This window comes from Paenibacillus sp. FSL R5-0912 (assembly GCF_000758605.1).
In the GTDB taxonomy this organism is placed as follows: Bacteria; Bacillota; Bacilli; order Paenibacillales; family Paenibacillaceae; genus Paenibacillus_AQ.
The window spans coordinates 3,040,153-3,063,887 of sequence record NZ_CP009282.1 but is presented as its reverse complement, the minus strand read 5'-3'; the positions used below and the strand labels follow the sequence as shown (position 1 = coordinate 3,063,887).

13 protein-coding genes are annotated in these 23,735 nt (G+C 53.0%); 2 read left to right on the top strand and 11 right to left on the bottom strand.

The window, feature by feature from the left end; genetic code table 11:
- Positions 1 to 122: 122 nt before the first annotated feature.
- Positions 123 to 8,186, bottom strand: coding sequence for an endo-1,4-beta-xylanase (locus tag R50912_RS33270; protein WP_052416267.1), 8,064 nt, complete (start codon positions 8,184 to 8,186; stop codon positions 123 to 125).
- A 338-nt stretch (positions 8,187 to 8,524) separates the two neighbouring features.
- Positions 8,525 to 9,877: a glucuronoarabinoxylan endo-1,4-beta-xylanase XynC gene (locus R50912_RS12655; protein ID WP_042235240.1), complete on the bottom strand. Its 1,353-nt coding sequence runs from the start codon at positions 9,875 to 9,877 to the stop codon at positions 8,525 to 8,527.
- Positions 9,878 to 10,126: 249 nt separating this feature from the next.
- Between R50912_RS12655 and R50912_RS12650 the strand changes: the two genes are divergently transcribed.
- Complete coding sequence (locus R50912_RS12650; protein WP_042235238.1) at positions 10,127 to 10,984, top strand: AraC family transcriptional regulator; 858 nt, start codon at positions 10,127 to 10,129, stop codon at positions 10,982 to 10,984.
- 71 nt (positions 10,985 to 11,055) lie between these two features.
- On the opposite strand, the gene R50912_RS12645 is transcribed toward R50912_RS12650, so the two are convergent.
- Positions 11,056 to 13,059, bottom strand: a complete 2,004-nt coding sequence (locus R50912_RS12645; RefSeq protein WP_231637841.1) for a hypothetical protein — start codon at positions 13,057 to 13,059, stop codon at positions 11,056 to 11,058.
- Positions 13,060 to 13,205: 146 nt separating this feature from the next.
- On the opposite strand from R50912_RS12645, the gene R50912_RS12640 reads away from it, so the two are divergent.
- Positions 13,206 to 14,063, top strand: coding sequence for an AraC family transcriptional regulator (locus R50912_RS12640; protein WP_042235235.1), 858 nt, complete (start codon positions 13,206 to 13,208; stop codon positions 14,061 to 14,063).
- Positions 14,064 to 14,100: 37 nt separating this feature from the next.
- Here the strand turns inward: R50912_RS12640 and R50912_RS12635 are convergent, their stop codons facing one another.
- From R50912_RS12635 to R50912_RS34930, 8 genes are all read right to left on the bottom strand, one after another.
- Positions 14,101 to 15,219 (bottom strand): GNAT family N-acetyltransferase, encoded by a 1,119-nt coding sequence (locus R50912_RS12635; protein ID WP_042235234.1) that lies wholly within the window; start codon positions 15,217 to 15,219, stop codon positions 14,101 to 14,103.
- Between the two features lie 79 nt (positions 15,220 to 15,298).
- The gene (locus R50912_RS12630) at positions 15,299 to 16,600 is read right to left on the bottom strand and encodes an ABC transporter substrate-binding protein (protein WP_042235233.1); all 1,302 of its coding nucleotides are present in this window, start codon (positions 16,598 to 16,600) and stop codon (positions 15,299 to 15,301) included.
- Between the two features lie 68 nt (positions 16,601 to 16,668).
- Positions 16,669 to 17,499: a carbohydrate ABC transporter permease gene (locus R50912_RS12625; protein WP_042235232.1), complete on the bottom strand. Its 831-nt coding sequence runs from the start codon at positions 17,497 to 17,499 to the stop codon at positions 16,669 to 16,671.
- Positions 17,500 to 17,511: 12 nt separating this feature from the next.
- Entirely contained in the window at positions 17,512 to 18,423 is a 912-nt protein-coding gene (locus R50912_RS12620) for a carbohydrate ABC transporter permease (protein WP_042235231.1), read from the bottom strand.
- A 63-nt stretch (positions 18,424 to 18,486) separates the two neighbouring features.
- Positions 18,487 to 19,809 (bottom strand): ABC transporter substrate-binding protein, encoded by a 1,323-nt coding sequence (locus tag R50912_RS12615; RefSeq protein WP_042235229.1) that lies wholly within the window; start codon positions 19,807 to 19,809, stop codon positions 18,487 to 18,489.
- A gap of 199 nt (positions 19,810 to 20,008) precedes the next feature.
- Positions 20,009 to 21,601 carry a response regulator gene (locus tag R50912_RS12610; RefSeq protein ID WP_081956475.1) on the bottom strand — a complete coding sequence of 531 codons (1,593 nt, stop codon included), beginning with the start codon at positions 21,599 to 21,601 and terminating at the stop codon, positions 20,009 to 20,011.
- Complete coding sequence (locus tag R50912_RS12605) at positions 21,598 to 23,412, bottom strand: sensor histidine kinase (protein WP_231637840.1); 1,815 nt, start codon at positions 23,410 to 23,412, stop codon at positions 21,598 to 21,600. The genes R50912_RS12610 and R50912_RS12605 overlap by 4 nt, the downstream gene beginning before the upstream one ends.
- 123 nt (positions 23,413 to 23,535) lie before the next feature.
- The gene (locus R50912_RS34930) at positions 23,536 to 23,685 is read right to left on the bottom strand and encodes a hypothetical protein (RefSeq protein ID WP_156123102.1); all 150 of its coding nucleotides are present in this window, start codon (positions 23,683 to 23,685) and stop codon (positions 23,536 to 23,538) included.
- Positions 23,686 to 23,735 lie beyond the last annotated feature (50 nt).

Below are 23,735 nucleotides of genomic sequence, written 5' to 3'. Positions count from 1 at the left end.
CCTTATCCACATCATAAAAAAACCTCCGGCCGGTCAACGTCTATCCCATCTTCCGATGTCTATAGACGTTGACTGCCAAGAGGAATGTTACGGTGTTACTTCATAGCTTCGCTTGTGGGTGCTTATTTCTCCAGCATCCGGAAGATCATTACAGCGGCTTCCGCCCGCGTTGCGGTTCCGGTGGGATGGAGGGATTTCCCGTCTCCCTGGACAATTCCCTCTTTGACCAGTGCCGCTACACTATCGATGGCATACTTTGCCACCTTCATTCTATCTGTGTAGCCGCTCAGTTCTCCGGCACTGCCGCCGGCAGATAATTTGTTCACTGCCTTCAATGCCCTGGCTGCAATCACCATCATATCCTGCCGCGAGATTTCGCCCTTCGGATTGAATCGGTTGCCATCCGTTCCATTGATAATTCCCAGCTTCTTCGCCATGCTGAGGGCTTCAGCATAGTAGGCTCCCGGGCTTACATCTGCAAAGCTGGAACCGGATTCCGCTTCGAGGCCCAATGCTCTCATTACCAGCAGCACAAAGTCCGCTCTCGTAATGTTCTTCTCCGGGCTGAAGGTGGTCGCGGAGGTTCCTTGGATGATGCCCAGCCTGTGCAGCGTATCAATACCCTCCGAAGCCCAGCTATATTTGGCACCTACATCTTTGAACGGGCTGGTTGGCACTGGTATCGGTGTCGATGGTACCAGTGACGGAGCCGGTGTTGCTGTTGTTCCCGGCGTCTGTGTTGGTGTTGGTGTCGGCGCCGGCACAGATGTTGGTACTGGTGTGGGTGCTGGTGTTGGTTCTGATGGACCGCCGTTATTGCTTAGCGTAGTTACAGAGATAGCGGGACCGTCTGTACTCCAGTTCCCTGCTGCATCCACGGCCTGCACCGAGAAGTTATATCCTGTGCCCGGCGCCAGTCCAGTTACCTCATAACGGTGCGTTATTCCAGGCAACTCCGCGATTTTTTCTGATCCTCTATAGAGCGTGTAGCCCGTCACTCCCGTATCGTCAGAAGCGTCCGTCCAGGTTAACGTAAGGCCGGTTGCCGTGATCCGTGAGGCTTCAAGCTTGCTTCCCGCTGTCCAAGCCGGAGGTGTTGTATCCAAAGCGGCCAGTGTTGCCGCGGAAACCGAAGGTCCACCGACACTCCAATTGCCGCCGGTATCTACTGCCTCCACTGTGAACATATACTGCGTACCCGGCATAAGTCCTGTTACCTGATGACTGTATACAGCCCCGGTAACCGTCTCCGTATACACGGCATCCGTAACCGTAACCGGCTTGTCACCGGTTCCATTCGTAATCCGGTAACCGGCGATGCCGCTCTCGTCCGATGCCGTAGCCGACCATGTCAGAGTCAATCCCTTGCTTGTAATGCCAGAGGCTTCAAGCGAACTTCCCTCTGCCCATACCGGTGGTGTAGTATCTGAAGTCGGTAGTGTAGTTACCGGGACGGAAGGTCCGTCCTTGCTCCAGTTCCCAGCAGCATCTCCGGCTTCCACCTTGAAGGTATACTGCGTATTCGGCATAAGTCCGGTCACCTGGTGGCGATATACCGTTCCGCTTACGGTCTCTACCGGTTCACTGCCGGTTATGATCACCGGTTCAGCATCCACTCCATTGTAGACCCGGTAGCTGGTGACTCCAAGATTATCCGATGCCGCAATCCATGACAAGGTAACTCCGGTACTGGTGATATCAGTGGCTTCAAGCTTGCTTCCCTCTGCCCAAGTTGGCGGAGTCTGATCTCCCTTGCCGCTGAGGGTCAGGCTGCCGAATACCTCTGTCGATTTCGACGCTCTGCCGAGCAGATCATTCCAGGTCGCTACGCCGATCAGATTGGCTCCGTTTGCGTTATTCACCTGTGCATCGAACCGGATCTGTGTACCGTTCTCCGGTGTGATGGTGCGGAACGGAATCTTCATTTCCACTATATAATCCGTTCCGGCCGTTACCGCTGCTGATTCGAAGCCCGGGGAGGTCGCCGGAGTCGAATTACTGAGGAACTTGAAGGACTGCTCTCCGGCATAGTTGACCCGGTATTGTCCGTCATCCTCAAGGTACGGCCAGGCGTTGACGCGGTCTTCATCCACGTAGGCTTCTACCGAATCCTGCTTCGTCTTATCTGTATTGTTTTTGCTTAGCTGCTTATCCTTCACCTGGAACAGCACGTATAGATTCTCCTCGTCCCACAGCGTCCGGGCTGTGCCGGTCGTTTCTGCTGTTGCCATCAGATGGTTGTCGATATGAATTTCAGGTGCATTCTTCCAGATGTCGTCCATGCTTCCATCAATATCCGGTGTACCGTAGAGCGCCGTAGAGCTCTTGGTTTCAGGCGTAATATAGAGCGGATGCTCTGCCAGATACTTCTCCGGGTCGATAATTGCGTAATAGGCAGGCTTCGGTGCCAGAGAACTAAGGAATGGCAGCGGATTCTGGCTGGATCTCCAGCTTGAGCTGTCCGTGTAACCCCAGAGGGTGACACGCGCGATTTTATCGGCATGCTTCTTATAAATCTGGAACAATTGGGCATACAGGCTAGCTTGCTTATCCGCCCATTCCGGGGAGAGGGAGGAATTCATTCCCGCCAGAACATCCAGTTCGCTGATAGAGATTTCAACGCCCAGGGAAGCATACTTCACAATTGCCGCTTCTACATTGGCGGGCTTGGTTCTCATGTCGTAGTGAGACTGCAGCCCAATGCCGTCAACCAGCAGCTTGCCTGGATGGGCCTCTGCATACCGGTCATTCATCTCTTTAACCATGTCGTGGATAGCGTCCCGTTTCTCCGGGAATTCATCATTGAAATCATTGTAATACAGCTTGATCCCTTTCAAATCCGGGTTGCTATCCACCACTTCCCGTGCGGCCAGAAATGCCTGCTCCACGAAGTCTGGACCGACGGAATAATACCAGGGCGATTTCCGCAGTGCATCTTTCCAGTCGGATACTGCCGGAGGTCCATCCTGCATGGCCTCATTGACAACATCCCATGAGATCACCTTATTCCGGTAGTGTTCCATAACGGTCTTGATGTGTGTTCGCATATTCGCAAGCGCCTCACTGCGGCTGAGATAGAGCGGATTACCCGCCTGATCCTTCAGTGCATTGCCCGAAGCGTCCACTTGCTGTGTAAACCACGCCGGAGTCTGGCTATGCCATACCAGTACATGACCGTGTACTTCCATCCCCATAGCCTGAGATTTGGTAATCATGTCGTCAGACTTCGTGAACGTGTAGGTCCCCTTGGTCTTCTGCAGTGCATCCGGTTTCATCTCATTGCCGAAGGTCACGCTGTTGAAATGATAATTGAAGAACGCATTTTGTCCATTGCCCGGGTTAATGTCATTGTTGCCCGGCACATTTCCAAGCACGAAGTCGTTCTTATAGACATCCTTGAGCGAAGCAATCGTCTGCAGCCCTGTATCCTCGAAGCTGAAGTCGTCAATATAGTAGGCTGCAACAGCACTGTTCGGGCTCTCTACATACAAAGTGACATCCTCGTGCAGATAACGGTACGTCCCCTCCAGCTTTACCCAGTCTCCGCCTGTATTGACCGTCTGGGTGGACAGACTGACATAATACGGCGTAGTATCATTGACCTGGGCAGTCAGCTTCAGCTGCGCGCTGGCCGGGCTGATCAGCTTCACCCATACCGTTGTTTTGTACTCATTGCCAATGGTAACAAGGTCCTTCACATTGACGGACGGTCCGTCCGGATTGGCCGCTCTGCCTGTAACCTTCAGGGCATAAGCTCCGCCCGGGGTATGGTTGGCCTCCTGGGTAGATGCAACCGTTACACCTGCACCGCCCTTCGGCTTGAAGCCCTGAACCGTCTGATCCTCGAAATCTCTTGCCCGTTGAATACCAGCCACAATGGTAAAAGGATTAACCGATACGCTGACGCTTCCCTTAGTTACCCTTAGCGTAAATCCGCCATTCTGGAAGGTAATGGCTGTAGTCACTCCCAGCAGGCTCAGCTCTTCATTCTCATTCAGGACAGCCTGTGCTTTGGCTATCAGCTTAGCGTGATCTTCACCTGCCACTGCATTCGGAACGGTAATCCGGTTGCCGATCAGCGCCGCTGCTTGTTCTACAGCCTGCTGATCAGGGCTCAGTTCACCCGTCTCCCCCAGGGTCTTGACTAGAGTCACATTGGAAAAGGTTACTTTGAAATCCGTTACTGTGCTGGTATTGGTTCCGTACAATTGTACCTTGGCATCCTTGAAGAATTCCGGGGTATACGTTGACGGATTCCCCATCGCCAGCCAGGAAGAACCGCTGTTCGTGGAGAAATACCCTTGAACCACATTGCCCTCTTTTATAATCCGCAGATAATAGTTGGTACCACTCAAATTAGTCTGATTCGTATTGTTCGTGAAGGGCTGAGTACCTATCAACCCTGAATTATTCACTTTGATGTTAGCGTTCACTTTCCTTGCATTGATTCTGTAGAACTCCCCGCTTGAAGTGCGGCTGATGCCAAGTCCTACCTGGGAATTCTCACCCATAGTCGAATCATTAAGCGGTTTGTCTACCGTCAGCTTCGCTGTAAGCGTCCAGTTGCCTTCGGCCGAACCCGGCATCTGCAGCATATTATGGCTGCCCGGATATTCCGTGCCGCCCTTCAAGGTCTGGATGGCCGCACCCTCAGCACTATAGCTAAGTGCGGTCTGCGGATCAGCCGGATTTATAACCTCCCAGCCCGCCGGAAGGCCAGCCGCAAAGTCGATAACTTCATTCGTACTGAAGAAGATTTTATAAGTCTTTATCTGTTCTCCTTTGACAAACCGGACCACTGCCGTTCCTTGCGCACTGTCCGCTTGTGAGATGCTTACGATTTCAGCCGGGTCACTCGTTACCGCCGTTACCTTCGGTATGGCGTTCCCGGAAACCGTATACTTATATTCGTAATTGGAGGCATCGAAGTTAGTCGGCTGAACGCCATCCACGAAAATATTGCGCGAAGCCACGGCCTCCGGCGTCAGTGACAGCTGATCGGCGTAGAGGATGTTGGCATCCTTCGCATACACCGCCATTACCACCTTGGCAGTACCTGACGGCTCATCATAGGTAAACGGGGCATTAGGCGTCTCATGCCAGTCCGCTACCTTCACATCCACAGGCTGGAAAGAGCTTAAGCTGAGCGGCCCGCCCTCCAGGATACGTCCGACAAATTTGCCGCCGATCCAGTATGCGGGATCACCCGCCTCCCGGGCTGCATAGGGTTCAGGCATATCGCGGCCATTGATCGGAGTCATACCGAGCTGGGTCCCGTTCTGGTCGTAGTACACCAGCGCCACTTCCACATCACCCGGATGCTCCGCAGCGAGATCATAGCTCTCCGGCCGGCTCATCATGGAGAGGAAATAACCCTTGAAGTTATAGCTCTCTCCCTTGTTCAGCTTACCGGTAATGTCCTGCCACATTCCGTCATACTGTTCCGCAGCGTCGATGCGGCCAGCAAGCTTGCCGGAACCGGCAACCTTCGAGGTGGAGCTGTTCTTCAGGTAACGTGACAGACCCGAATAGCTCTGTATGGTATCCGCTGTTAACACGGGTCCTGGAGCAACAGGCTCAAAGGTTCCCTTGTTGTAACGGCCAGTAGACCAGTTGTCTGTATTGGAGGCAACAGTTGTATCAAAGTCTCCATTGAGCAGCAGGTTCCCCGGAATGGATACTGTAGAGTTATTCGCGGCAGCACCCCAGTCGGAATCGCCTGCTCCGAACAGGAAGCGGTCAACGGTGATTGTACCCGCAGTTCCGTTCGGTTCGGCCACAATATACAGATCCTTATGGCCGTAAGCGCTAAGATCGCCAGTATCAACCATATCCTGGAATTTACCGTAAACCTCATTGGCTGGTACAGGAATTTCTGCTACACGCGTGCCTTGGGACAGAATGTCGTCGTTGCTGCCCACAGCGCTTCCTACCGGAAGCACATAAGCGGCAAGCTTGCCTCCTTGAGCTGATTTACTCTGAGCGGTCAGGTACAGCAAGTGTCTGCGTACAACGCCTCCGTTCGCGGAGCCATCTGCAAAGTTCAAATTTCTGTAGGCGAGGTACTTGCCGGCACCGAGTGTCACTGCCTCTTCAGCGCGTCCCGCACTACCTGCACTGTCGCCAGGTATACTATTGTCATTTCCCTCTGCTTCCAGCGTTGAGAAAATGTCACGTTCTCCATCAAGCCCCTGATATGTGGCGAATTTGCCTTGGGACGGAACCATCGTTACGATGCTGGCCGACGGAATGTCAACAACGAACTTCCCGTTCGTTACAGGAATCGTGCCAAGCTTCTTCTGATTCTCGCTGCCTGAAGTACGGAACACGGTAATACTTGTTGTGCCTGCCGGGAAGTCCTTCAGATTGAATTCAAGCGGCTGAACGCTGTCATCATTCTTGGCATTCGATGCCGTGATCGAGTAATCATTTGTATTCGGATTCTTGAAGGCGACCACGTTGATATCGGCCGCAGGTACCCGCGTGACATCAAACCGGACATCTCCGGGATTCATAAACCGGGAGAAATGCCCATAGCCGTAAAAACGCTTGAACAACCGGTATTCACCCGTCAGCGTGCTGATCCGTCCCGGCTCCTGCTGGGAGTTGGTCGTAACGAAGCGGATCAGGTCGGAGCCGTCCGCGCCGTTGCTGTCCCACATACTCCACCAGACAAAGCCGTTAAATCCGGGGTTGCTGCTGAACATATTGGTCAGCAGATTGGACCAGCGCACCGCGTCACTGATGTTCTGATTGCCGTACCGCTGAGTATAGGCACCGGCCGATCCGTCACCGGTATCCTGATTCATGAATTCGGCCTGCCAGAGCTTATATTTGGTCAGGTATTCGGGATACTTGCTTCCATCCTTGGAGTAATCCAGCGGATTCTGGGAGAAGTCGCCGGTATGGTACAGCTTGTTCTCATCCGTGCCGATCCCGACCGTACCATACAGATGGGTGGTAAATACATCGAGGTAAGGGTTTTTGTCCAGTGCATTGTCAGGGTCGGTCTGACTGAACACTTCGCCGCCTCTGCTTAAGGAAGCGTTCAGATTGGTGCCGTCCACGGCGGCAAGCTGAGGAATGAAGTCAATGAGCTTGCCGTCCGGATTCTGGATATCATAGAGGGCACCGCCCGGCTGCATCGACTTCTTCAAGGCAGGACCGATGTAACCGTTAATCAGCTCGGTAACGTACGCGGCTGACCCGCCCGCGAGGTCAACCTCATTGAAGGGATTGATGTGGGTGATCGGAATTCCATATTGCTCCCACATTCCGCGGATATAATTCACGAGATAATCCGCATAGGCCTGATAATAAATTTTCACCACTTTACCATTAACGGTGGCTGTATCGCTGCGGACAATCTTGTTAGGGGAGCCTGTCGAAGACTGGCTCATCCAGTAAGGCACCGTCCATGTACAAGCGTAGAACTGCTTGACGCCGTATTGCATCGCCTGGCGCATCGTCCAGACCTGATCCACATCGAACAGCTCCTTGCGGGTACGCGGCGAGTTCTTAATCACCACAGGATGATCCCCCGGTGCGCTCAGGAGATTGGTCGGGCCTCCATCGTCATTGGCAGCCGGCTGGTTCCAGGACGGATAATCCCACACGAAATCCTGTACAGGCACCAGCGTGCCTGGAGCATGCTCGGGTTCAACAGGCCAGATACTGTCGGTATTGCCATCGTAATAGCGGTTCTCCGCTTCTATTTTGTATCCATATTGCCCGCCTGTTCCACGCAGGGGAATGGCATTTCCTTCGATATCGAAGCCGGGCTTGCTGACATCTGCAAGCAGACCGGTCAGAGGGTTGAACCCCGGGCTTGCGGCGGTGGCATTGGCAGTGGTAAGGCCGCCGTTATCGCCGATGATGACCCGGACAATGTCGTGGCCTGTGCCCTTTTGTTCACTGAAGGTCAGATCCAGCAGATGCCTGACGGTATCTTGATGACCGGCCGAAGCCAGTTGCAGCATATGGACGGAATCTGTATAAGCATAAGCGGCTCCTACGCCATCCATCGTCTGGTAGGTTTTGTACCAGTCAGCAGTTACCTGCGCCGGGACGGCTATTGTAGGAGCAGCCTGAACCGGGGCGGAAAACGGCACCGGGGTAATCATGGCCAACACCAGAGTACCGCTTATTGCAGCTACAAGTGTCTTTCTCCAGATCTTTTTACTCATTCCGCGTGTTCCTCCTTTTTTGTATACGCTTACATCAAATTGCATGGTTATAGCTTAACAATTCGAAATTAGATTTTGTATGAGACTGATGCACGATTCATTTTAAAATAACACTAAAATACTTTGATTTTTAACGAAACGAACTTGGATGCAAGTGGAAACGAATACCGTCCTTATAAAAGGACGGTATTCGTTTCAGCGAGAAATAGAAGGATAAGTTATCGTGTGCAACATATAAATTCTTATATTTCAAAAAATCCCGGCCCGTAAACGCACTGTACAAGCTGCTGTTTACAGACCAGGATAGGGTTGCCTATGGAAACTGGAGTGAGTGGCTTCTATTCTGCAACGATCAAGGTAGTGTCGGTGCCGGCTTCGGCGTCGGCCTCATAAGTAGTATCCGTTACTGTAGCCTTGCTGCCCCCGATGGAAGCGACAAAGGTTGTCACACTCAGGGCCGGAAGCTGGGCGGTAAATGAACCGTTCGACACATTAATGGAGGACCCGGCGGCTACCTTGCGGCTGGCGTCCGTGATCCAGGTGGACACGCTTGAGGCTGTGCCATTCTGCAGGACAAACTTCTGGCTTACAGCCGAAGTACTTTTATTAATAGCCACGATGACCGCTTTGTTGTTTCCTTTGTAGGCCGAGACATAGACATTGGTATTAGGGTTCTTCGTAGCATCAACTCTTACATATCCCGGACGGATGAACTTGGAGAACTGAGCCATGCTGTCTCCGCGCTTGCTGATGGAGCCGTCCTCATTCATTGGGCTGTATTGGCGGCGGATATACCACCATACATAAGCCTGGAAATCCCCTTCTACCATCGCATTATGCATATGGTATGCTACTTCCAGCGCTTCAGGCCACAGGTTGGCGGAGTTATTATTGCTGTTCGGGTAGTAGACCTCCGTCATCCACAGTTCTTTGCCTGCACCCTTCTGCTTGAAGAGTGGATACGCAAAGTTGTTAAACGAAGTGCCATACGTGTGTGCCCCCAGAATATCCATATTGGCCAGCGCCTGGGAATCATTCAGAATCGGGTCGGACATATTTTTCAGATATTGAAAGGACTCGGGAGCAATGACCCGGCAGTTAATGGAACCGGCATAATTTTTCATAAAGTTAAGCATTTCGGCAGGTGTCCACCAGGTCCAGGTCTCGGCATAGTCCGGTTCATTCTGCACAGAAATCGCGTACAGGTCAACCCCGTTATTCTTCATGTACGTCACGAAATCATTCAGATGCTGGGCGTATGCGCCGTACTTGTCATATCTGAGACGCTTGGCTGAGGTATTCCCGTTGTGGTTGAAGGTCTCGGTCATGCTGCTCGGCGGATTCCATGGCGAAGCAAACACAATGGCTCCCTTGGCGATGGCTGCCTTAGCCGTGTCTAATTCCTTATACCAGTTATTCTTATTATCGTCTACATAGATTCTCAGAATAGAGAACCCAAGCTGGTTCGCGCCGTTGCCGAAGGCGGTCTCCCGCTGCGCGGCCGTCAGATCCCCGATCCAGGCAGGGTGGTTGATTCCTCCGAAGCCGCGAATGACCTGCTTCTGGGCTGACAAATTAACGGTCACATCGCTTGCTGCTGAAGCTTTAGGCGGTGCGGGTACCATCATTGCCGATAGCAGTGTTACAGATGCCAATATAGTACACAGTGATTTTTTAAACTTTGATATCATGGACTCATCTCCTCATCGTATAATTTCTGCTCGGATCATTTCTCGGAAACCCTGCTCTGGTCACCTCCTGTGTGGTTGAAGCGGCAGCGGTACCTTCCACCCTGCTTGTCCATGCTTCTAGCAGCACTTGCAAGCGCTTCCTTTTCCTGTATTATAATAAATATTTACAGGTTAATCCTTGCAGATCAACGAACATATATTGCGCGGATGCCGATAATACCAAATTGTGTAATAAAAGGAATGAATGTTATGGATCAGAACACTAACTATATTTTCACCCCCATCCCGGATGAGATGATATGCTTCCATAGAACAACCACAACCGAGCTTCTTAACCCGGCCATGCCGTATCACCACCACGATGCCTACGAAATCTATCTGTTCCTGAGAGGCAATGCCTACATGTATCTGGAGCAGTCCTGCTACAAGCTGGCCCCCGGCGACATGTTCATCATCAGCCCCAGTGAAATGCACCGGTGTGTCTGTACCGACAATCAAATGTACGAACGGATCGGGCTGAACATCAAGAGGTCTACCTTGCAGCGACTCTCCAGCCCGCGCTCTAATCTGCTATCCTGCTTCGATGCCCATCCCTTCGGGCAGAACAATCTGACCCGGCTCTCCCGGGACCAATGTGCCTTCTACTCCAGGCTGGCTGACCAATTGATCGTCTGCCTCCACTCAGAGGCTTATGGACAGGATCTACTAGCAGAGGCCTACGCTACCCGGCTGCTTGTGTTCATTAACACCCTCTATCAATCATCTACGTCCCCCTCGGACAATCTCATGCCGGAGCTGGTCAGGCGGACCATGACGTACATTGAGGAGCATCTGCTAGAGTCTATCTCGTCCGCACAGCTAGAGCAGGCGTTTCATTACAGCGGCAAATATATAAGCCAGCTATTCAGGGAGCATACCGGACTTACCATCCGCTCTTACATTGTGGGCAAGCGCATCTCCCTGTCCATGAGCCATCTTACCGCCGGGAAAAGTGTCGCTGAAGCCTGCGAGCTGTCGGGCTTCAGCGACTATGCCAACTTCATCAGAAGCTTCAAAAAAATAGTGGGCATGCCGCCCGGCAAATACAAAGCCAGTGAACAGGCCTGAGTGAACGGGGCGCCTTGCGTTACAGACGAAGAGGACAACTATATAAAAAGCACTAAAGAAATAAACAAAACTTAGGTGCATCTTATATAGCGGCTTTTCTTGTCGCCTGCTTCCCAGTAATCGCCAACCAGACCTTCAATAATACTGCTGCTGGCCCATGGCATCAGACAGAACCAGGTGCTTGCCGGAGAACCGTCACTGTAAGTCTCCGTTAACAGCCCCTCGGAATGACAAAATCTCTCGGACATCCAGCCCGTCAAGCCATGGTCATATTCCCGGTCATACCGGTTATAGGTCTGGCAGCCCCAGCCGACGGTATCCAGCATCCGCTGCCGGACGTAAGGATCATCGCGCTGCTGTACGTAGTAATACAGCTCATCCACCACGCTGCTCGACATGGGATGGATATGCGGGTTGGCGACGGAGGTCACGCTTCCCCCGCAGCTGGACCACCCCACCGTGCTCAGCGGCGGCACCTTAACCGGAGAATTGTACGCGAATTTGAAGGTGAACTCGTAAGCAATCGCATCTCTCATATGATCAAGATACAGCTCATCCCCTGTGAGGGCGTGCAGATATCTGACCGCCCTGATGTACGCGAGAATCCCTTCAGAGTCTACCGCCTTATCCGCATCAAGCGGCGCACCATAACATTCCATCCGTATCACATAGGTCTCATAATAATGCCGCTCACTGCGTTTCAGGCTGTCCAGATGCGACCGGTTTCCGGTTAGCCAGCTATAGTAGGCAATTGCAGCCATGATCCAGGTTCCGCTGAAGGAATCATATTCAAGCCCGGCACCGGTTCTCTCAGAGAGAATCGTAGGGTATTCATCGTCCGAATTCCGGCTTCTCTCCAGTACAGGGAGAACCTTCCGCACGAAGTCCACCCACTCCTCGTGGATGACATGTTTGAGCCGTTTCTCGTATTCATAGGCCTTCATAATATAGAATAAGGCCTGTCCGCACAGATATGCAGAATGTCCCGGAGTGCGCATTCCGTCAAACCACCAGCCGTTAATGCTCCATTTCCCGTCCTGATAGGCCTCATAAGGAAGGCCGGATGCCGGGTTCATGGAGTTCTCGATGATATTCTCAATGCAGGATAGCGCCTGCTCGCGCATGGGTTCATCCTCCAGCCGCAGGGCAGCCATCAGCATTGGAGTGGCTACACTCAGACCGTCTGTCCAGCTGATCGAGATGATTTTATTATACCTGTACCCGCCTGTCTCCTTGTCCTCATAGACAAAGGTTGTGTAGCTCCGGTCCTCAGGCAGCCACGCATATTGATAGATCGCCTTCGACAGGTCGGCCGCAGCGCTCCGGATATCACTGCCCGGTCTTGGAGGCTGATGATAGCGGGAATAGATGTCTTCCAGCACCGCATTGATGCCCAGCTCAGACTCAGCCTTGTACTCGTACAAATCCAACGTGAACTCTACAGACTCTGAGGCCTTCAGTTCAAAGCAGTTCTCCGCAAGCCGTGCCCGTTCCTTCACAAGACGTGATTTGATGAATAGGAGCGGAGCATTCTCATACCCGAGAGTATACCCGACCGTTCCCTTGGCAAGCGTGCAGGTGAAGCCGCCATACTGGTAGAACTCACCCTCAAGCTCAGGCTTCCATTGAGACTTCACTCCAGCCCGGCTTATAAAGTACGGACTGGCACACAGGCCGAACACCCTGCCGTTGTCATATACCAGTGCCGCAGGATGCGACAATCGGTCGCTTCGTACCATCCACCAGGGAGATGATGGACGTGAAGGCTCGCCTTCTCTCAATCTCGGGAACTCGTTTGGAACATTCTGCGGAGCCTCCCCGCGGTTGCGGCCATACATAAAAGCGGGAAGAAAAAAACGCGGGTCCGTCTTGGCAAACGGCAGCTCCACATGAATGACTCCCGACCACGCTGCACTGTTAAGATTCGTGATTCGCACACAGGCCTGAAAAGGCTGCCTCGCGCTGCCTGTACCCCCTGTTATCTCTACGGACGCATGTAGTCCCTGCCCGTTCAATCCGGTATATCCGGTATCTTCCTGATGCTTGCTTCTTGCAGTTACGATTAGTTCCATCATCCGGTCCTCCAATCTGGTGTGTACAATAAAAACGTTTGCAAATCATATCCTGACATGCTAGGATAAGGACATTTTAAAGTAGTTCCAGAGAAGAATCCTTGCGAATACCGCGCAATGTATTGCGCCAAATGACCTGGAGGTTACCGATGAACGATCCTTTTGAGCTGCGGTATGATCCCATCCATAAAGATTTTCTCTACCTGCACAGGACGACTACCTATAATATGGGGACCTTCTATCACCAGCATGAAGCCTACGAGCTGTACTTGTTCCTGCGCGGCAATGTCAATTTCTATATTGAGAACAGCTGTTACCATCTGGAACGCGGAGATCTGCTTGTGATCAATCCGGAAGAGATGCACCGTTCCTTCAGCCAGGATGAATCCGAATATGAACGGATTACCCTTAACCTCCAGAAATCATATCTGCACCGCCTGTCTACACCTGCAACCCCTCTATCCTGGTGCTTCGACTATCGACCGAAGGGAAAAGGCAACATCGTACATCTTGAGGAAGCCCAGCTTCGGCAATTTCTACGCTTGGCAGGCAAGCTGGAGAAAGCTCTCTCGTCCGATGCGTATGGATCAGATATTATCGCCAACAGTGCACTCGCTCAATTATTGGTGCTGACCAACACGGTGTTTCATAAGGCAAGCTTTGTACCTGACGATATCATGCCGGAGCTGGTCCGCAAGACTATGAAGTATATTGACGCCCATCTGGAGCAAACCATCACGCTTGAGCAGCTTGCCGGTATCTTTCATTTGAATAGCACCTATATTAGCCGCCAGTTCAAACAACATACGGGCTTAACTCTCCGTGCGTATATATTGGACCGCCGGGTTTCGTTAGCCAAAGCTTACCTCTGCGAAGGGCTTAGCATTACCGAGGCCTCTTATCAATGCGGCTTCAGCGATTATGCCAATTTCATCCGCAGCTTCACCAAGATTACCGGAATCTCGCCTGGAAGATTCGCCAAAAAAAACGCAAGCCTCCCGGAGTAGAAGGCTTGCGTTGCTCTATTGTAAGGCACGGGATTACTCAGAATTTATCAATCTTGTACCAGAATAAAGGCAGCGGGAACCAGCCTAGAGGCGCATCCACTGCCATATAACGGGCATGGTGGGTAAGCAGAAGTGTCTGAGCCTGCAGCCTGTCCAGAACCCTCGCTCCCGGCTGGGCAGTCCGTTCAACGCTCACGCCATCTTCATCTACCCGCGCCGTAACCGGCTGACCGTCCATCACCGCGGAGAATTCTCCCGGTACAATACCAGTGGTCCTGAACTTCAGCGTCAGATAAGCCTTCAGGACATTGGCGAAATCCAGAATATGATACATATCCGAGTTCTCGATCACAATGTCTTCCGCAATGCCGCCAAGAGCCTTATTCAGCGGGATGTCATATTCTGGCGCGTACATCGTTATTCTCCCTGCTCTGCTATAGGCCATGTATGCCTTAAGCGTCCGCAGAATATCATCCGCCTTCTCCAGCGCGAATTCAGCTATATCATCGCCCGCTTCGTTGACAACCAGATAGCCGATCAGCTTACCCTGATCCAGAACGCCAAGTGCCTCTTGACAGAGGGTGCTGAAAATCAGCGGTAATTGCTCTAAGCTACGCTCAACATAAGCAAGCCGCGAGGTATTCAGGTTATGCGCAAATTCTGCTCCTCCTTCCATCTCAAACAGCGGGCTGAAGGAGATTCCGGTGTCATTCACCCCTCTTAAGCCATGGCGCACATTGGCCTCTGCCACGGTATATTTGAGCTTGACACCGCCAAGCGTGAAGCCGAAGTACTCATATCTCTGCCGCTGTCCATATAATACAACCATATCACATGTACTCCGCAGTTCTTCAAGCCACAGGTTCATAAGCGCTTTCATATGCCCTTCGCCGCGCGCACGCGGATGGACCGATACGGTACCCAGATAGCCGGTCCGCAGCGTATCCTCACATACTTTAAGAGACTCTGGAAAAACAGCCACTAGTGCGCGCAGCCTGCCCTGCTCGTCCACTGCGACCTTATGCATCGCAGATGAATCCACACTTTTGTCATAAGCCTTGGGCATCAGAATTTCAAAATCAAAGCGGAAGGCAAGATTGGCTAAATCTATGTATTCCTCTCGCTCGTGCGGAGCTGCCGTTCTGTAGTTAACCATTGGTTAGACCCCTTCAGACTGCATATTTAACTGCCTCTTTGACTATATTCTAGAGGCATCCGCCATCTCCTGCTGCAGATCACTTTGATTCCCGCCGCCTTGCCGCGGCCTCATCTATCGCTTGCTGGATATCGGCCAGGGCTGTCTCCAGGGGCTGCCCGGCCAGATATTGATTCACGCCCTCCTGAATCTTCACCTGGAGTGATTCTGTGGATACGGTGTGCGGCCAATAGAGCGTGGCGTCCTCCCGCGTGACCGCCGCTGCAATGGAGGATACCGAATCGGTCCGGTCCGTCGGCGCCGAGATGACGGAAGGCACAGCCAGCGCGCCTGCGGCGAGCTTCTCCTGTGTGGTTCTGCCGTTCATGAATGCCACGAACTGCTTGGCCTCCTCCGGATGCTCTGTCCGGGAGCTGATCACCCGGTAGGTGCCGACGTTGATATTAGGCACCGTCTTCACGCTGCCCGGCACCATCATGAACCGGATATCCTGTCCAGGGTTGCGCTCCTTGATGCTGGGGATGTCCCAGGTTCCGGTAATAATCATGGCCGCGCGGCCTGTGCCGACCAGATCCTTGGCCTGCTCATGCTTCAGACTCTTCCAGTTCGGCGGCACGAACCCCCGGTCAATAATGTAACGGTGCTTCTGGATCGCATCCACGAATACCGGGTCATGGGTCCGGATCTCCCCGCTCTCCAGCTTCTTCGTCCAGGCGGCATCGGCCCCGTTATCCGACATGATCGACCCCCAGAAGAACTGGGCCGTCGACCATTCGGCATCCATTGCCACCGGAATAAGCCCTTCCCCCTTCAGCTTCACGCACAGCGCCAGGAACTCGTCCCAGGTGCGCGGAACCTCCAGCCCCAGAGAGTCGAACAAGGTTTTGTTGTAGAGCAGCCCGTCACTGTGCATTACCTCCGGCGCACCGTACACGCGGCCGCCGACCGTAACCGGCAGCAGCGAGTTGGGATAGAATTCCTTGAGGAACTCGGCCCCGGTCAGGTCCAGATACATATCAGTCCGCAGGCCACGGAATTCCTCGAACAGGCTGGGCGACCAGGTATCGAACACATCCATCGGCTCACCGCCCAACAGCCGGATCTTGATCCCTGCCGTATAATTATTATTCTGTATAAAGTCTGCTTCGATCTGGATCTGGGGATGAAGCTTCTCAAATTCGGCAATCGCATCGAAATACACCTTGCCCGCCTGCGCTGTATCCAGCAGATAGCTGGAGTAACGCAGCGTGACGGGTTCACGCCCTCCTGGTGCTTCGCCGGACAGAAGGGAGGCGTCCGTACGGCTCCGGGCATCACATCCGGCAATCGTGACCAGCAGCAGCATCGCGCTGCCCCAAATCCCAATTCTCCTCGTAATCATGACGCCCTCCTCCTTCCCTATTCTCCATTCTTATTCTGAGCGTCCAGATGTCCTCCGTCAACGGACAATCAGAGCTTGCCCCCCGAAGTTGCAATCCCTTCGATGAATTGCCGCTGGAACAGGATGTAGATAAGCAGCATCGGCCAAATCGCCAGTACGGAAGCCGCCATCAGCTCCGGGTAGTCCACGGCGAAGGCGCTTTGAATCTTCGCCAGAGCCGAGGAGAGAGTCGCCGCATCCGAACTGGTGTTGACGATCATCGGCCACATCAGGTCCTTGAAGGAGAACAGGGCCGTGAATATCCCGAGGGCCACCAGACCGGAGCGGACCAGCGGGAGCATGATTCTGGCAAACGTCTGCCCGATATTGCAGCCGTCAATTTTGGCCGCCTCCTCCAGCTCCTTCGGCAGGCCCATGAAGAATTGTCTCAACAGGAAGGTGCCGAAGGCACTGACCAGACCCGGGAACAGCAAGGCAAATATTGTATTGCGCATCCCCAGTGCATCGACCATCAAATATTGCGGGATGATGAAGATCTGCGTCGGCACCATCATCTGAAACAATACGAGACTGAAGAAGAAATTGCGCCCCGGGAACCTCAGCCTGGCAAAAGCATACGCAGCCATCGCGCTGAACATTACGGCACACAGCACCCGAAGCGCCATCATCGCAAAGGTGTTCCAGTAGAGGACCAGAAAGTTATTCTGGCGCCATACCTCCAGATAGTTCTCCGCCCGCCAGGTCTTGGGGAAAAAGATAAAAGGATTCATCGAGGTGGACTCCGTAACTGACTTGAACGAGGTCAGCACCATCCAGACGAACGGAAGAATCATGACAGCCGCTCCCAGGAGCAGCACAAGGTGAGCTAAGATCCGGTTAAAGTATTTATGTTTGGCCAATAGTGCCGCCTCCTACATGTAGTTGACCCATTTTTTTTGCGCCCGCATCTGGAAGAAGGTGATGATCATGATTAACGCGAGCAACACCATTACAACCGCTGAGCCATAGCCCTTATTTGAGTACTTGAATGAGTTATTATAGAAGAGATACACAAGCGATACTGTATGGTCATAGGCCGGGTTGCTCACATCAATCATCATATAGATGACATCGAACACCTGCATGGCCTGAATAATCGTGGTCACCACCACAAAGAACAGGGTGGGCGATACAAGCGGCAGGGTAATCACGAAGAATTGGCGCACCCGGCTGGCTCCGTCGATATCCGAGGCTTCGTAGAAGTCCTTCGGAATCTCCTGAAGACCGGCGAGCAGCAGCACCATATTATAGCCGATGACACTCCAGATGCCGATCACCGCGATGGACAGCATGGCTACCCGGGGGTCCGTCGTCCAGTTGACGGCCGGAAGACCCAGCTTGGATAGCCCGTAATTAATGAGGCCGTAGTGCTGGTTGTACATCCAGCGCCATACCATAGTCACTGCCGCAGGGGCGGCGACCATCGGAATGAAATAGATCGTGCGGTACAGCGAGCGGCCCGCGAGCTTGCCGTTCAGCAGGACGGCTACCAGCATGGCAATGGCAATACTGGCAGGTACGACCAGCAATGTGTAGAACAATGTATTGCCGACAGCGTGCCATACCTGTGGATCATGAATCAGCTTGCGGTAATTCTCCCATCCGATGTAGATATTGCCTCTGCCGAAATCCCCGCTCTTGAAGAAGCTAAGGTAAGCGGTCTGTATAATCGGAATGAAGTTGAGGACGATTAGGCCGATCATCGTTGGTGCGATCAGGAACCAGCCCCAGGACCATTCATTCCAGGTTTTGGCTCCGATTTTCCTCTTGACGGTATGATTCATCTGCTTCCCTCTCCTATCAAACCTGCGGCAGCCTCCAGGCTGCCGCAGGCATATGGCTCATGCTTATTTCTCTTCCGCCAGACTGTCATTCATGACCTTAGCTGCATTGCGGGCTGCTTCCTCTACAGACACTTTGCCGGAGAACGCCGGCTTCAGCGCTTCATAAGCCTTGTCTTCCCAGACAGCCGTTGTATTGGAATACGGTCGGATTACCCCATAGCTGACCATGTCAACGAATGCCTTGATATTGAAGGTCTTGTTGGAATCAACCCACTTATCAGCCGCACCCGTGTACGCCGAGATGGCAACGCCCAGCTCCGCCTGGCGCTCCTGGCCTGTCTTGGAGCTTAAGTATTCCACGAACTTCCATGCTTCCTCGGGATGCTTCGTCTTGGCATCAACCGCATTGCCGAGGCCGTTATAGATGGAGGCCTGCGCAGCCTTGCGGGGCAGCACGGCGACATCGAAATTCTTCGCCATGAACTCGTTCTCGGTGAAGCCGCTCAGGTTCCATGAGCCGAAGAGGCCCATCGCCGCCTTGCCGTTCTTCAGCAGATCGGCACGCTCGGCATCCCCGTACACCTCTGGGGATAGTCCGTCACGTACGAAGCTTACATAGTAATCAAGGGCTTCGATCGTCTTGGGATCGTCATAGCCTGACTTCTTGTCCGCTGTAATAATGGTGCCGCCGTTCTGATAGACGAAGTTATAATACCCCTCCTGGTTGTGCATCGGTGCGAGGAAGCCGTATACCCCGTCCTTCGTGAGCGCTTTCGCGGCGCTGTGAAGATCATCCCATGTCCAGCTCTCATCCGGGTATTTCACGCCCGCCTGGTCAAACAGCGTCTTGTTGTACCACAGCCCGATGGTATCGAAATCCTTCGGAACCGCATATTGCTTGCCCCCCAGATTATAGATCTGGTTCAGGCCTTCCGGGTAATTCTCCAGCTTGACGTCTTCGCTCTTACTGATGCGTTCTGTCAGATCAAGCAGCATGCCGTTGTTCGCATAGCGGTAGATCTCATTGGAATGCATCCAGAATACATCCGGCAGCGAGCCGCCGGTGGCTCCCGCTTCCAGCATCGTCCAATAATCGGACCAGCCGGTCACCTCAATATTGACCTTGATGTCCGGGTTCTGGCTCTCGAATTCATCGGCAATGGTCCGGATTCCCTTCTCCTGGTTGGAATCCCAGATCGCATAGGTCAGCTCGACCTTCTCGCCGCCTGCTGCCTGGGTGGCTGCTGCGGCATCCGTTGCCGCTGCCGATGGTGAAGCCGCTGTATTGCTGTTGCCATTACCGTTGCCATTACCATTGCCGCAAGCCGTCAAGGTGACCGCCGTAAGTAAGATAGACAACGCGGTCGCTAAGCTTTTTTTCTTCACTAGAATGACCCCCAACTTCCATTTAGGATGTGCTGCATCTGCTGCATCTCCAATAGTAGGCGAAGGCGGCCGGTATCGAAATGGCTGTTTTTTACGGAACATTTCCTTTTTTTGACCATTCGTCAGTGCACATAAAAAGCGCATCCGCAGCGGATGCACTTCTTTTACAGTGTCTGTTCTTTTTTTGACAATTGCCGTTCTAGCCCCGGTATTCCTCGGGACTCATCCCGCTCAGCTTCTTAAACAGCTTGCTGAAATATGCTGTATTCGGATACCCTACACTCTCTGCTACCTCATATACTTTCACGTTCTTGTCCTTGAGCATGTGCCTCGCCTTCTCCATGCGCAGCCGGGTCAGGAAGCTGACGAAATTCTCTCCCGTCTCCTGCTTGAATACCCGGCTTAGATAGGAGGCGTTCACGTTAATCCGGTCCGCCACGGATTGCAGGGAGATATCCTCCGCATACAGCTGCATGATGAGTTCACTCGCCTGCTCCGCATAACTCCGGGAGGATTCGCCTGCCGACATCTGCGTCCTGCACTGCTCCAGATAACCGGCAACGGTCCGGTGCAGACCCTCCAGGCTCTCTTCATGGAGAATGCTCTCGTACACCGTAAGCCCTGCTTCGTTCGGCTCGGGAAGCGCCGGGAAGCAGGACAGAATCGCCCCAAGCAACCGGATATAGGTCGAACGCGCCGCCTGCTTCGTACAGCCCTCCAGCAGCATGGTATCCTTCAGGCTGTTCAGGAAGTCAATCGCCCCTTCGCTTCCACTCTCGGTATCCTGCCTGAACTTTCGCATGGCCGACCTGTCGATGAACACACGATCCCCGCTTCTCTGGCGGCTCCGGGCTTTATCATAGAAGGACAGGCCGCTCCCGCTCGCGAAGAACAGCTCGTCAAGCGCCATATCTGCCTCCTGATATGCCCGCTTCAGGCCGCCAAAGCCAGGCGCCGGGCCGCTGACGCCGATGGACAGCGTCAGCTTCAGAAAATCCTTCATGGCCGCCTGAATCTTGGCGGCTGCGCGTTCGATCTCCGCGCGGACAATCCTCCCCTCAGGCCCGAGGTCCAGCAGCAGCACATATTCCGCGGAGTTCATCACAATGATCTCCTTCGCCCGCTTGCGCGGAAGAATCTCTTCGAGAATATTGGCGACAGAATAGCGCAGCAGCTTCTCATCCTGCTCCACATACTTGCGTCTCTGCTGTTCGAAATGGTTAATCCGCAGCTTCATGAGCACCATAGGCTCATCCGTCAGGCGGATACGCAGGGATTCGCGGTTAGCGAGCACATCTCCGGCGGTCTTGAAGCCGCTGATCATCTCCTTGAAAAGCGTCTCCTTCAAATACCCGATACTCTCCTTGTAGGAGCCTGGGGGCATTTCATCCGAGCCTGCACGGGAGTGGCGGGACGCCCGCTTCCTGACCCTATCCAGCACCTGCTGAAGCTGCGAGGGCTTCATGTCGCTTTTGATCAGATAATCTGCCGCTCCAAGCCGCAGTGCCTCCTGCGCATAATGGAATTCCTCCAGGCAGCTTAGGATCACGAACTGTCCGCCCAGATCCATCCGCCGGGCCTCCCGAATCAGCTCAAGACCGTCCATCACAGGCATCTTGATGTCTGTAATAATCAGGTCGGGCTTGTGCGTCCCGGCCAGCTCCAGCGCCTCCCGTCCATTCGCCGCTTCACCGAGAATCGTAAAGCCTTCCTCTTCCCATTGAATGATGGACTTCAGGCCGATGCGCATCAGCAATTCATCATCCACGATAAGAACACCCAGCATATTCATCCTGCCTCCTTCCTGCTCCTTATAGGAATTCTGATCACGAATACTGCGCCTTGCCCCGGACTGCTCTGAAACGATACCCCGTAAGGCCCGCCATATCCGCGGCGGATACGCTGATGTACATTGATAATACCGATGCCGCCGCTGACTTCTTCGCCGTCAAGCCTGGATTGGAGCTGGTCTGCCGCCGCCCGGCTCATCCCCGCGCCGTTGTCTTTTACCGTAATGGCAAGCTCGGAATTCCCTGCATACCTGACTTCGATGGATACCAGACCGTCCTCCTGGTCGGCAATCCCGTGAAAGATCGCATTCTCTACCAGCGGCTGAATACTGAGCTTGGGAATCTCCTGCTCCGCAAGCGCCGGCTCGATCTCACTGTGGAATTCGATCCGGTTGAAATAGCGCACCTTCTGGATCACGATATAATGATCAATGTGTTCAAGCTCTTCACGGATAGGAACCAGCCGGTTATCCGTCTTGGCGGTATAGCGGAGCATGGAGATCAGCGCCTCTGTCATCTCAACAATGGTGTCCGACTGCTGCATGGTGGCAATCCATTTGACCGAATTCAAGGTATTGTAGAGGAAATGGGGGCTGATCTGCGCCTGCAAAGCCCGGATCTCCGCTTCAACCTTCTGCTCCTGTTCCACATAGATCCGTTCCACCAGCTGCTTCAATTCGGCTGACATTTGCTCGAAGCGGCTGGCCATCACCCCAATCTCGTCATTGGACCGGACCACAGGCAGATTGTCGAATTTGCCCTGCTCCACAAGCGTCATATTGCGGATTAGCTGCTTGATCGGCCGGGTAATCAGATTCGACATATACATAGAACTTATCAGGGCGAACAACAGTAGCACAACGACGATCGTCCACAGGTTCCGCTTAAGAATATCGCTCTCGACAGCCAGCTCCTCCACCGGCATATACATATACGTCTTCCAATCATGCACCTCGAACGGCGACTGGATCAGAATATAATCCTTGCCCGATACGCGGACAATCTGCCGGTTCAAATCGGCAGCCAGCGCATCTTCACGGAGCGGAAACAGCGATTTGAACGGCTTACCGATCAGATCATAATTATTATTGAATATAATGCTGTCGCTGTTATCCACGACGGTAAATGCCGAGCGGTTCCCGGCCTGCATCCGTTTGTTCAGACGGCTGATGAAATCAATATCCACGCTCACGACCATGAGACCAAGCAGCTTGCCGTTCTCCATATCGAATATTTTGCGCAAATTATAAATGGCCCAGTTGTCGTCTCCCTTGGTCTGCATATCCAGCCGTGTCGGCAAATCACGCGTAATATCGTCCGATCGCAGGAAATCGTTGAACCACTCCTCGTTCCTGGGATGATAGGTATAGTCGATGGGCTTGTTAGGAGCGATATATAGGTCACTGCCTTGATTCAAATTATAGACGTAGATGGAGATCGCGCGGTCCTTCATCGTAATGTAATTCATCAGCAGCTGCGTAGCTTGCAGTTCGTTGGGAACGGAGCTGTCGTGCAAATAATTCTGAACAGGATAATTCTCCTGCGAGACGGCGGAGATATAGCTGTTGATCCCATAGCTGGAGATGAGGGAAATCTGCTTCGTATCCTCCAGGAACTCTTCAATTCGGATGTTCGACTGCCTCGTAATATCGGCCAGCAGATCCGTATATTTGCGCTCCAGCATCTGCTGGGAGGAGATGTAGGAGTTGATAAACATGATCACAACCGGGATAAGAATGGCCAGCAGAAAAAAGAACATCATTTTGTTCTTCACACTCACAAAGCGGCGGGTCCGGGCCAAGTTATATTTCAAATGATAACCTCCGGTGGCAGAAATGTTGGAATAACGGTTAGAATACCTCTAATGATAGACTCCCGGGGGCTTTCTTTCTACCCTGACTGGCATGTCTTTTTTTTACTCTTTTTTCTCTCTTTTTTACCTCTTCAGGCCTGAAGGGACATCCGGCTGGCCGGATTCCGCTATCCGCCCGCGCAGCATCGTATGCTGCAGATTTCCCGCCCTTGCCCAGATCGTAAAGAAAGGAACAAAAACAGTAAAAAAGCTTGATTTTATAGTGCTGTCCATTCACTTAACATTCTCGGTGAAGAGATACGGCAATGAACAGGGAGGTTGCG

Coding starts and splice junctions, on each gene's coding strand:
- R50912_RS33270 (WP_052416267.1), bottom strand. CDS start 8,186: ATGAGTAAAAAGATCTGGAGAAAGACACTTGTAGCTGCAATAAGCGGT.
- R50912_RS12655 (WP_042235240.1), bottom strand. CDS start 9,877: ATGATATCAAAGTTTAAAAAATCACTGTGTACTATATTGGCATCTGTA.
- R50912_RS12650 (WP_042235238.1), top strand. CDS start 10,127: ATGGATCAGAACACTAACTATATTTTCACCCCCATCCCGGATGAGATG.
- R50912_RS12645 (WP_231637841.1), bottom strand. CDS start 13,059: ATGATGGAACTAATCGTAACTGCAAGAAGCAAGCATCAGGAAGATACC.
- R50912_RS12640 (WP_042235235.1), top strand. CDS start 13,206: ATGAACGATCCTTTTGAGCTGCGGTATGATCCCATCCATAAAGATTTT.
- R50912_RS12635 (WP_042235234.1), bottom strand. CDS start 15,219: ATGGTTAACTACAGAACGGCAGCTCCGCACGAGCGAGAGGAATACATA.
- R50912_RS12630 (WP_042235233.1), bottom strand. CDS start 16,600: ATGATTACGAGGAGAATTGGGATTTGGGGCAGCGCGATGCTGCTGCTG.
- R50912_RS12620 (WP_042235231.1), bottom strand. CDS start 18,423: ATGAATCATACCGTCAAGAGGAAAATCGGAGCCAAAACCTGGAATGAA.
- R50912_RS12610 (WP_081956475.1), bottom strand. CDS start 21,601: ATGAATATGCTGGGTGTTCTTATCGTGGATGATGAATTGCTGATGCGC.
- R50912_RS34930 (WP_156123102.1), bottom strand. CDS start 23,685: ATGGACAGCACTATAAAATCAAGCTTTTTTACTGTTTTTGTTCCTTTC.